This is a genomic window from Pseudomonas sp. dw_612, from assembly GCF_018449725.1.
GTDB lineage: Bacteria > Pseudomonadota > Gammaproteobacteria > Pseudomonadales > Pseudomonadaceae > Aquipseudomonas.
In genome coordinates this window covers 1-309 of record NZ_JAAVVC010000076.1, presented here as the reverse complement: position 1 = coordinate 309, position 309 = coordinate 1, and the positions used below count along the sequence as shown (strand labels likewise).

General features: G+C 67.0%; 1 protein-coding gene. It reads left to right on the top strand.

The window, feature by feature from the left end:
* Positions 1–309, top strand: a 309-nt coding sequence (locus HB680_RS32545; protein ID WP_213942338.1) for an AMP-binding protein, incomplete at both ends; no start/stop codon positions are given.

The window sequence follows — 309 nt, the reverse complement described above, 5'->3', positions numbered from 1 at the left end:
GCCTTATCCTCAGGACCGTTGCCTGCACCAACTGTTCGAGGCCCAGGCGGCGCGTGTTCCCGGCCACGTCGCGGTGCGCTGCGAAGCACAAAGCCTGAGCTATGGTGAACTGAACAGCCAGGCCAACCGTCTGGCCCATCATCTGGTCGACCTGGGTGTTAAACCGGGTGACCGGGTGGCGATCTGCACCCTGCGATCGCTGGAGATGCTGGTGGCGCTGTTGGCGGTGCTCAAGGCCGGCGCCGCCTACGTGCCGCTGGACCCGGCCTACCCGCCGCAGCGCCTGGCGTTCGTGCTGCAGGACAGCGA